Origin of the sequence: Capnocytophaga sp. oral taxon 380 str. F0488 (assembly GCF_000318255.2) — a bacterium.
GTDB lineage: Bacteria > Bacteroidota > Bacteroidia > Flavobacteriales > Flavobacteriaceae > Capnocytophaga > Capnocytophaga ochracea.
Window position 1 is genome coordinate 1 of record NZ_KB291213.1, and the last position, 237, is coordinate 237.

Sequence of the window (237 nt, forward strand, 5' to 3'; positions counted from 1 at the left end):
ATTAATTATGACAACCTTTTTTAGGACGTGACATTATCCCTTCTCCTTTCCGTCCCTACATTCCCCCTCTTCCGTCACAACATTCCCCCTCTCCTTGGGAGAAGTCTCCGAATAGGAGAGTATGTTATTGGGGTGAGGATTCTCTTTCTTTCGCCCTGAAACCCGGTTTTTAACATTTTTAGCCTTGTTATATTATACTATTTATCAACCACTTATATACCCTTTCTATACCAATCG